This is a genomic window from Streptomyces carpinensis (assembly GCF_002154505.1).
GTDB lineage: Bacteria > Actinomycetota > Actinomycetes > Streptomycetales > Streptomycetaceae > Streptomyces > Streptomyces carpinensis.
On record NZ_MUBM01000298.1, the window covers coordinates 26062 to 35571 of the forward strand.

A 9510-nucleotide genomic window follows, 5' to 3' on the forward strand; every position below is an offset into this window, starting at 1 on the left:
CTGGGCGATGTCGATGCACGGCAGTACGCCGAGCTCCCGACAGGGCAGCCCGCGGCGGGCTCCGGAGTAGTTCTCACCGCTCCGTCGAGCACGCCCCGCACGGGGAGCTGCCCGGGGCGGCCGCTTCGAGCACGCGACGCACTGTCGCGTGGGCCGCCCACCCGGAGGATTGGCCGAGTGGCAAGGCACCGGCTTGGTTCAAGCCGTGGTCGGGGTCAACCCGCGCACGTTCGATCCGTGCATCCTCCGCAGAGACCGAAAGCCGGCAAGGAGCGAAAGCTCAGCGCAGGAACCGTTCCAGCACCACCGCGATGCCGTCCTCCTCGTTGGATGCCGTCATCTCGTCCGCGACCGCCTTGAGTTCCTCGTGGGCGTTGGCCATGGCCACGCCGTGGGCGGCCCAGGCGAACATCGGGATGTCGTTGGGCATGTCGCCGAAGGCGAGCGTGTCGGCGGCCTTGAGGCCCAGCCGCCGCGCGGCGAGCGAGAGGCCCGTCGCCTTCGACAGGCCGAGGGGGAGGAGTTCGACGATGCCCTCGCCGGCCATGGTGACCGACACGAAGCCGCCCGCGGCCTGGAGGGCCACCTCGGCCAGCTCGTCGTCGGAGAGGGTCGGGTGCTGGACGTAGATCTTGTTGAGCGGTGCGCTCCACAGGTCCGAGGCGTCCGTGAACGGAGTGGCCGGCAGGGTGCCCGTGAGGGCGTAGCCGGGGCCGACGAGCACCTCGCCGTCCAAGCCGTCCCGGCTCGCCGCCAGGTACAGCGGGCCGACCTCCGCCTCGATCTTGGCCAACGCCACCCCGGCCAACTGTCTGTCCAGGGTCACCGAGGTCAGCAGACGGTGCTCCCCGGCGTGGTAGACCTGGGCGCCCTGACCGCAGACGGCGAGGCCGTCGTAGCCGAGGTCGTCGAGGATGTGCCGGGTCCAGGGGACGGCGCGGCCGGTGACCACGATGTGCGCCGCACCCGCCGCGGTGGCCGCGCCGAGCGCCTCACGGGTGCGGAGCGAGACCGACTCGTCGGAGCGCAGCAGCGTGCCGTCCAGGTCGGTCGCTATGAGCCGGTAGGGAAGGCCGCCGGACACCTCGCCGGCGGCCTCGGGAGCGGAGGCGGTCACTTGGCCACCGGCTCCAGGACCTCCCGGCCGCCGAGGTAGGGACGCAGCACCTCGGGCACGCGCACGGAACCGTCGGCCTGCTGGTGGTTCTCCAGGATCGCGACGATGGTGCGCGGCACGGCGCACAGCGTGCCGTTGAGCGTGGCCAGCGGCTTGACCTGCTTGCCGTCCCGGACGCGGATCTGCAGCCGGCGGGACTGGAACTCGGTGCAGTCCGACGTGGAGGTCAGCTCGCGGTACTTGCCCTGGGTGGGGATCCACGCCTCGCAGTCGAACTTGCGTGCGGCCGAGGCGCCCAGGTCGCCGGAGGCGACGTCGATGACGCGGAAGGGCAGCCCCAGCGAGGTCAGCCACTGCTTCTCCCACTCCAGCAGCCGCCGGTGCTCCTCCTGCGACTCCTCGGGAGCGACGTAGGAGAACATCTCGACTTTGTCGAACTGGTGCACGCGGAAGATGCCGCGGGTGTCCTTGCCGTGCGAGCCGGCCTCGCGGCGGAAGCACGGCGAGAAGCCCGCGTAGCGCAGCGGCAGGCGCTCGGCGTCGATGATCTCGTCCATGTGGTAGGCCGCCAGCGGCACCTCGGACGTGCCGACCAGGTAGAGGTCGTCCCTGTCGAGGTGGTAGACGTCCTGGGCGGCCTGGCCGAGGAAGCCCGTGCCGGCCATCGACTGGGGGCGGACCAGCGCCGGGGTCAGCATCGGGGTGAAGCCGGCCGCCGTCGCCTGCGCAATCGCCGCGTTCACCAGGGCCAGCTCCAGCAGGGCGCCGACGCCGGTGAGGAAGTAGAAGCGGGAACCGGAGACCTTCGCGCCGCGCTCGACGTCGATCGCGCCGAGGAGCTGGCCGAGCTCCAGGTGGTCCTTGGGCTCGAAGCCCTCGGCGGCGAAGTCGCGGATGGTGCCGTGCGTCTCCAGCGTGGCGAAGTCCTCCTCACCGCCGACGGGGACGTCGGGGTGCACGAGGTTGCCGAGCTGGAGCAGCAGCTCCTGGGTCTCGGCGTCCGCCGCGTCACGCTCGGCGTCGGCCGCCTTGACGTCGGCGGCGAGCTGGCTCGCCTTCTTCAGCAGCTCGGCCTTCTCGTCGCCGGAGGCCTTGGGGATGAGCTTGCCCAGCGCCTTCTGCTCGGCGCGCAGCTCGTCGAAGCGGACGCCGGACGACCTGCGCCGCTCGTCGGCAGACAGGAGGGAGTCGACGAGCGCGACGTCCTCTCCACGGGCGCGCTGGGAAGCGCGCGCACGGTCGGGGTCCTCACGGAGCAGGCGAAGGTCAATCACGCGGTCAAGGCTACCGGTGCGGCGTTCCCGCTCACGACCCAGTATTCCGAACCGCGCGTCTCCCTGTCGTACACACCGTTACGGATGAATTGCGCAGTGTGTCAATAAAGCGACGTGTCGCTCCCTGGAAGGGGCAGGCGGTGTACGCCTGGTTGACTGGACTTCCTTGTGGGAGACGGGACTTGAAGACCACGTTGTCCACAGGAATCCACACCGGCCCGTGAGTTATCCACAGGCTGTGTGCAAGATCTGTGGACTTCGGAATTGATCACTCCGGAAGCGTCGCGCGGAAGGAAGAATTCCCGGCTCAAACCGGTCCGACACCCACTTTCGGGTGGAAACGGGTCGCCCCAAAAGATGAACCAGAGGAAACGGGTGGACGAAGGGTGACCCACGGGGTGATGGCCCGGCTTGCGGGTCGTAGGGCGATTTGTCGACCGAGTCGCCCTCTGGTGTCGACTTGTCCCCAGGTCGATCAGCCTACCTGTGGATAACTTCTGTGGATAACGAAGATCTGCAGGTAGGACCGGTCTCACACGGTCAGAAACAGCTAGAAGCGACCGTCCTGGCAGCGCGCCACCCAGTCCGCCGCCGCCACGAACTCCTCGTCCGAGGTCCCCGCGAACGGCGGCCGTACGTCCGCCACCCCGATGTCCGCACGCGGGTAGGAGCCGAGGAAACGCACCTGTAGACAGATCCGCTTCAGGCCCATCAGGGTCTCCGCCATCCGGCGGTCGCTGATGTGGCCCTCGGCGTCGATGCAGAAGCAGTAGTTGCCGATGCCGGCGCCCGTCGGCCGGGACTGCAGCAGCATGAGGTTGATGCCGCGGGAGGCGAATTCGCCCAGCAGGTCCCGCAGGGCGCCCGGGTGGTCGTCGCGCTGCCACAGGACCACGGAGGTCTTGTCCGCGCCGCTCGGGGCGGCGGGCCGGGCCGGCCGGCCGACCAGTACGAACCGGGTCTGCGCGTTCTCGGCGTCGTGGATCTCCGTCTCCAGCGGCTCCAGCCCGTACCGCTCGGCCGCGAACTCGCCGGCGAAGGCGGCGTCGTAGCGGCCCTCCTGGACCAGGCGCGCGCCGTCCGCGTTGGAGGCGGCGGACTCCCATACGGCGTCCGGCAGATGCGCCTTCAGCCAGTTGCGCACCTGCGGCTGGGCGGCGGGGTGGGCGGTGACCGTCTTGATGTCGGACAGTTTGGTGCCCGGCCTGACCAGCAGCGCGAAGGTGATCGACAGCAGCACCTCGCGGTAGATCATCAGCGGCTGACCGGCGACCAGCTCGTCGAGCGTCGTGGTGATGCCACCCTCGACGGAGTTCTCGATCGGCACGAACGCGGCCTCGGCCTCACCGTTGCGGACCGCGTCGAGCGCGGACTGCACGGACACGTACGGGACCAACTCCCGGGTGGCCGCTTCGGGAAGCGTGCGCAGGGCGACTTCGGTGAAGGTCCCCTCGGGGCCGAGATACGCATAGCTCGCTGGCATGACCTCACCCTAATGGCCGCGACGGAACTCGGCCCATGTGTCTCATAGCGCCCCTCCCGGGGGTGACCCGTCCGGCGCACTCGAGCGCCCGGCCGGGACGCTCGCCCGGCCGGGGATGACCGCCCGATGTGTATGACCGGCGCGCCCCGGCTGTCAGCCCTCCAGCAGTCGCTGCCCCACGTACTCGCCCTTGGCCGCCCCGCCCGGCACGGCGAACAGACCGCTCGCCTCGTGCCGGATGTACTCCGACAGCGCGTCACCGCGGTCCAGCTTGCGTTGCACCGGCACGAAGCCCCGCAGCGGGTCCGCCTGCCAGCAGATGAAGAGCAGGCCCGCGTCCGGGGTGCCGTCGGCGCCCAAGCCGTCGTGGTACGAGAAGGGGCGCCGGAGCATGGCGGCGCCGCCGTTCTGGTCGGGCCGGGTGATGCGGGCGTGGGCGTTGATCGGGACGACGTAGGAGCCGTCCTTGCCGGTCTTCTCCAGATCCATGGCGGTCGTCTCGGTGCCACCGCTGAGTGGCGCGCCGTCGGACTTGCGGCGCCCGATGACGTTCTCCTGCTGCGTGAGCGACAGCTTCTCCCAGTCGTCCAGGAGCATGCGGATGCGGCGTACGACGGCGTAGGAGCCGTATGCCATCCAGGCAGGCTCGCCGTTCGCGGGGACGAAGAGTCGCTGGTCGAAGTCGGCGTCGGCCGGCTTCGGGTTGCGGGTGCCGTCGATCTGGCCCATGAGGTTGCGGGCCGTCATGGGGTGAGCGGTGGCGCCCGGGGAGCGGTTGAAGCCGTTCATCTGCCAGCGGACGCGGGCGGCGCCGCCCGCGTCCTTCTGGATCGCGCGCAGTGCGTGGAAGGCGACCAGCGCGTCGTCGGCGCCGATCTGCACCCACAGGTCGCCGTTGCTGCGTGCCTTGTCGAGGTGGTCGGAGGAGAAGTCGGGCAGCGGGTCGAGGGCGGCCGGCCGCTGCTTCTGGAGGTTCGTGCGGTCGAAGAAACTGTTTCCGAAGCCGAAGGTGATCGTGAGCGAGGACGGACCCGCGTCCCGGGCGACGGCGGTGTCGTCGTGCGTGGCCGGCTCGCCCGCCATCAGCCGTTCGGCCGTCGCCGACCAGCGGCGCAGCAGGGCCGCCGCCTCCCTGCGGCCCGCCCCGGCCGCCAGGTCGAAGGCGACGAGGTGGCCGCAGGCCTGGAGGGCGTCGGTGATGCCGGGCTGATGTTTCCCGTGAAACATCACCCGGTTCGAGCCGAGCGAGGTGAGCGGGGCGGCGCCGGCGGGCGCTGCCGCGTACCCCGCGGCCGCGCCCGCCGCGCCGAGGACGATCCCGGCCGCGCCGGCTGTGCCGAGCAGCCGCCGACGCGACACGCCCGTCGCGGGTGAGGCGTTCTCGGGGGCGGACTGCCGGGGCAGAAGGCCTGACACGGTGGCCTTGGGGGTGGACTGGTCGGTCATGGTGGTGCTCAGCCGATCTGCGCGTTCTTGGTGACGGTCACCTGGTCGATGTCGGAGGTCCGCACGGTCACGGCGACCTTCCAGTCGCCGGCCATGGGGATCTGCACTCCGCTCGCCGCCCAGTGCCCGGTGGTGATGTGGTCGGGGGCCACCGGCAGCGGCCCGATCTTCTTCGCGGTCAGGGTGAAGGCGACCTTGACCTCGGGGATGTCGAACGCCCGCCCGTTGGGCCGCTGCACATAGAGGTGCAGCTCGTTGCCGCCCGCGCGCGCGGGGTCGATGTCGAGCCGTACGACACCCTTGCCGTTCTGGCCGCCGGTGTCGAACGGCATGTCGAGGGTGACCGCCCCCGCCGAGGACGAGGACGAGGATGACGCCGAGGAGGTCGTGGCGGCCTTGGCCTCCTCCTCCGTGCGGCCCGGTTCGGTCTGCGTCAGCACGGTGGTGACGGCGAGCAGCACGACGGCGACACCGGCCTCCATCAGCACGGAGCGGCGCAGCCCGAACCGGTTGGGGTCGGCGTCGCGCACCCGCTTCTGCCGTGCGGCGTCCACGGCGGCCTGTTGCCGGGCGAGCTGAGCGGCCCGCCGCGAGTCGCCGCCGGCGGAGCTCCTCCCGCCTGCCGCGCCCTTGCTGACGGCCTGGGGCGTCTTCTCCGCCAGGGAAGCGCTTGCACGTTCCTCCGTCCGCGCGGCGGGGACGGCCTCGCCGGCCACTGTGTGCGCGAGCCGTCCCGTCCAGCGGCGGGAGAACCAGGCGATTCCGACCAGCAGCAGCACGAGCCCGATCTTGAGCAGGAGGAGCTGCCCGTAGCGGGTACCGGTCAGCGCGGACCAGGAGCCGACCTGGCGCCAGGCCTGATAGGTGCCGGTGGCGATCAGCGTGAGCACGGCACCGAAGGCGATGCGGGAGAAGCGGCGTACGGCCGAGGCCTCGACCGGGGTGTCCGAAGGCGCCCGGTACAGCGAGACCACCAGCGCGACGAGCCCGCCGAGCCAGGCGGCCACGGCCAGCAGATGGACGACGTCGACCGGCATCGCGATGCCCGCCTGCAGGCCGACCGAGGCGTGCTCGGCCATCGCCCAGGTCGCCGCGAGCCCGGCGGCGACCACGGTGCCGCCGATCGCGAGTCCGAAGGTCAGATCGCGCTTCTCCTCCTCGTCCCGCTTCTCGTAGGCGCCGAAGAGCACCGCCACGAACAGGGCCGCCGCGGCGAGCAGCAGCAGCCGGGAGACCAGCGCCGCGCCCGTCTTGGTCTGGAGCACCTGCCCGAGCAGGTCCAGGTCGAAGATGGCCCCGACCTTCCCGGAGGTGGTGTAGGAGCCGCGCAGGAGCAGCAGAGCGAGCGTCGCCGCGGTGAGCGCGACCCAGCCGGAGACGACGAGCCGCTGCAGGGCCCGCACCCCGGCTCCGCGCTGCCAGCAGGCCAGCACGAAGGCGGCCCCGCCCGCCAGGACGGTGAAGCCGGCGTACGAGACGTACCGACCGAGCCCGTACAGCCAGCCGACGACCCCGCCGCCCACGTCCTGGCCGCCGACCGCGACCGAGGTCTTGGAAGGGGCGCCGACGGAGAAGGTGTAGGCGCCGCCGACGGGGTGGCTGTCGTCGGAGATCACCTGGTAGGAGACGGTGTAGGTGCCGTCGGGAAGCCCGCCGTGCAGCCGGACGGCGTACGTGGTCCCGCTGACGTTGGACGGCTTTCCGGCGTCGACGCGCGTGCCCTTGGGGTCGAGCACGCGCACCGAGTCGTCGTTCATGGCGACCTTCTCGGAGAAGGTCAGCGAGACCTGGGTGGGTGCCTTGTCGACCACCACCCCCTGCTGGGGGTCGCTGCCCGTCAGCGCGGCGTGCGCGGAGGCGGGACCGGCACCGGCCAGGAGCATGCCGGTGACGGCGATGAGCAGCAGTACCAGGGTCCGGACGCGGGGAGCGGTGGTCTGCGTCAAGGTGATCCCTTCCTCAGTGGCCGGTCGCGGGGTCGTACGTGGCGGACTTCACCGGCATCTCGACCTTGAGGGTGCCGGACTTGGCGAAGTGCAGTTCGACCGTGACCGTCTGGCCCTGCTCGGGCTTGTGCCTGAGCTCGTCGAACATCAGGTGGTTGCCGCCGCTTCGGAACACGAGCCGGCCGTGTGCGGGGACGGCGAGGCGGTCGACCTCGCGCATCGCCCCGCCCTCGGTCTCGTGCACGGTGACGTCGCCCGCGGCGTCGCTCGTGACCGAGGTCAGCTCGTCCTTGGCGTCGCCCTTGTTGACTATCGTCAGGAACCCCGCCGCCATGGAGGCCGAGACCGGCTGGGGCATGTAGGAGGAGCTGACGGACAGCTCGGCCCGGCCGCTCCCGGATTCCGAGCCGGCGGCCGAGCCGCCGCACCCGGTCAGCAGCACGGTCCCGGCGAGGACGGCGCCGACCAGGGCGGTGCCGGTCCGGACCCGGCGGGCCAGGGCCACGCCGTTCGGGGCCGCTGCGGTACCGGCATCGCCGGGCACGGCTGTCGCCATGGAGGGATCCGGAGTCGCCGGGCGCCTCACGGGTTCTCCCCCTTGATGATCTTGGGGAGGTCCTTGGTGTAGTCGTCGACGGTGGCGTCCTCGCCGTAGACCACGTAGCCCTGGTCGTTCTTCGGCGAGAAGGCCATCACCTGGGTGCCGTGCACCGAGACGAGCTTGCCGTTCTTGTCCTTCTTCGTCGGCTCGATGGCGATGCCGACGCTGCGCGCCCCGGCCTGGATGGTGGCGAAGTCACCGGTCAGGCCGATGAACTGGGTGTCGATGCCCTTGAGCCATGTGCCGAGCTCGGCCGGGGTGTCGCGCCCGGGGTCGGTGGTGACGAACACCACCCGCAGCTTGTCCTGCTCCGCCTTGGGCAGCGCCTTCTTGGCGACCGCCAGGTTGTTCATCGTCAGCGGGCAGATGTCGGGGCAGTGGGTGTAGCCGAAGTAGAGGAGCGTGGGCCTGCCCGCGGTCTCCTTGCGAAGGTCGAACTTCTTGCCGTGCGTGTCGGTGAGTACCAGGTCAGGCTTCTCGAACGGCTGGTCGAGGACCGTCGCGGCCTTGTGCGAGGTCTCCTCGGAGACGACGGCGACGGGCTTGTCGCTGTTGTCGCCGCTGCCGCAGGCGGAGAGGGTCAGCGTGGTGGCGGCGAGCAGCACTGCCGCGGCGAACGTCTTCTTGCGCATAGAAAAATGTCCCAGATGTAAAGATCTCCGGCGCACCGGGGTCGTACGCAAGAGTCGCATGACCCCGGTGCGCGGTACGGATGAACAGATCAGGCGCTCGCGCGCCGACGGCCGGCGAGCACGCCGTAGGCCACGCCCGCCGCGCCGATCACGATGCCCACGACGCCGAGGACGCGGGCGGTGGTGTCACTGTCGCTCTTCGAGGCGGCGGTGGTGTCCTGGGCGGCGGGCTTGGAGTCGTCGGTGGCGTTCTGCGCGGCCGCCCCCTGTGCGTCGCCGTCCGAGGCCGCGGCGGCCAGTTGCAGCACCGGCGCCGGGTTCTCGGGCTCGGCCTGGCCCTTCTGCGGCACCTCGATCCAGCGGACGACCTCCTTGTTGGAGTACGTCTGCAGCGTCTTGAAGACGAGCTGGTCGGTGTCCTCGGGCAGCTGGCCGATGGAGACCGGGAACTTCTGGAAGTAGCCCGGCTTGATGCCGTCGCCGTCGGCGGTCCAGGTGACCTTGGTGACGGCCTCGGAGATCTCCTCGCCGTGCATCTGCAGCGGCTTGGCCAGCTTGGACTTGGTGACGTCGATCTTCCAGCCGTCCATCGGCTGCGGCATCACCGAGGCCAGCGGGTGGTCGGTGGGGAAGTTGACCTCGAGCTTGGTGGTGGAGGCGTTGTCGCGCTCGTTGGGGACCTTGAAGTCGACGACGGCGTAGCCGCCCTTGGCGGGCGTGCCCTCCGGCTGCACGGAGACGTGCGCGAACGCGGGGACGGACACGGCGAGGACGGCCGTGCCGGCGAGGGCGCCGACGGTGGCGAACCGAGAGGTCTTGCGGCTGATGGCCTTCATGGCAGAGAGCACTCCACTTCGAGTGAGTTCCGGTGGGCACCGGCGGCGTGCCGTCCCGGGCGGATGCCGGTGGCGTTCCGGTGGACAGCGGTTGCTTCCGGTGGCGAAGAGGGAGGCGCGTGCGCGGGGGAGGCCGACGGTGCGGAGCTCCCGGGAACGGGCACGCGCGCGTGCC

8 protein-coding genes and 1 tRNA gene are annotated in these 9510 nt (G+C 70.8%); 1 reads left to right on the forward strand and 8 read right to left on the reverse strand.

Annotation, left to right across the window (positions count from 1 at the left end; translation table 11 throughout):
• The first annotated feature begins 163 nt into the window (after positions 1 to 163).
• Positions 164 to 249 (forward strand) — tRNA-OTHER (locus tag BZY54_RS34885).
• Positions 250 to 280: 31 nt separating this feature from the next.
• Here the strand turns inward: BZY54_RS34885 and BZY54_RS34890 are convergent.
• The 8 genes from BZY54_RS34890 to BZY54_RS34925 form a co-directional block, all read right to left on the reverse strand.
• The gene (locus BZY54_RS34890) at positions 281 to 1117 is read right to left on the reverse strand and encodes an HAD family hydrolase (RefSeq protein ID WP_086729329.1); all 837 of its coding nucleotides are present in this window, start codon (positions 1115 to 1117) and stop codon (positions 281 to 283) included.
• Positions 1114 to 2391 (reverse strand): serine--tRNA ligase, encoded by a 1278-nt coding sequence (gene serS, locus BZY54_RS34895; RefSeq protein WP_086729330.1) that lies wholly within the window; start codon positions 2389 to 2391, stop codon positions 1114 to 1116. The genes BZY54_RS34890 and serS overlap by 4 nt, the downstream gene beginning before the upstream one ends.
• A 550-nt stretch (positions 2392 to 2941) precedes the next feature.
• A complete protein-coding gene (gene pheA / locus BZY54_RS34900) occupies positions 2942 to 3874 on the reverse strand; it encodes a prephenate dehydratase (RefSeq protein ID WP_086729331.1) in 933 nt (310 codons plus the stop codon).
• 153 nt (positions 3875 to 4027) lie between these two features.
• Positions 4028 to 5320: an iron uptake transporter deferrochelatase/peroxidase subunit gene (efeB, locus tag BZY54_RS34905; protein ID WP_086729332.1), complete on the reverse strand. Its 1293-nt coding sequence runs from the start codon at positions 5318 to 5320 to the stop codon at positions 4028 to 4030.
• Positions 5321 to 5328: 8 nt separating this feature from the next.
• Positions 5329 to 7266 (reverse strand): copper resistance CopC/CopD family protein, encoded by a 1938-nt coding sequence (locus BZY54_RS34910; RefSeq protein WP_086729333.1) that lies wholly within the window; start codon positions 7264 to 7266, stop codon positions 5329 to 5331.
• A 13-nt stretch (positions 7267 to 7279) separates the two neighbouring features.
• Positions 7280 to 7822 (reverse strand): copper chaperone PCu(A)C, encoded by a 543-nt coding sequence (locus tag BZY54_RS34915; protein ID WP_086729334.1) that lies wholly within the window; start codon positions 7820 to 7822, stop codon positions 7280 to 7282.
• Between the two features lie 26 nt (positions 7823 to 7848).
• On the reverse strand, positions 7849 to 8499 hold the full coding sequence (locus BZY54_RS34920; RefSeq protein ID WP_086729335.1) for an SCO family protein: 651 nt from the start codon (positions 8497 to 8499) through the stop codon (positions 7849 to 7851).
• Between the two features lie 89 nt (positions 8500 to 8588).
• On the reverse strand, positions 8589 to 9335 hold the full coding sequence (locus BZY54_RS34925) for a YcnI family copper-binding membrane protein (protein ID WP_086729336.1): 747 nt from the start codon (positions 9333 to 9335) through the stop codon (positions 8589 to 8591).
• Between the last annotated feature and the right edge of the window lie 175 nt (positions 9336 to 9510).

Excerpts from the sequence above, each read along its gene's own strand:
- pheA (WP_086729331.1), bottom strand. The coding sequence starts at position 3,874 with ATGCCAGCGAGCTATGCGTATCTCGGCCCCGAGGGGACCTTCACCGAA.
- efeB (WP_086729332.1), bottom strand. The coding sequence starts at position 5,320 with ATGACCGACCAGTCCACCCCCAAGGCCACCGTGTCAGGCCTTCTGCCC.
- BZY54_RS34915 (WP_086729334.1), bottom strand. The coding sequence starts at position 7,822 with ATGGCGACAGCCGTGCCCGGCGATGCCGGTACCGCAGCGGCCCCGAAC.
- BZY54_RS34920 (WP_086729335.1), bottom strand. The coding sequence starts at position 8,499 with ATGCGCAAGAAGACGTTCGCCGCGGCAGTGCTGCTCGCCGCCACCACG.
- BZY54_RS34925 (WP_086729336.1), bottom strand. The coding sequence starts at position 9,335 with ATGAAGGCCATCAGCCGCAAGACCTCTCGGTTCGCCACCGTCGGCGCC.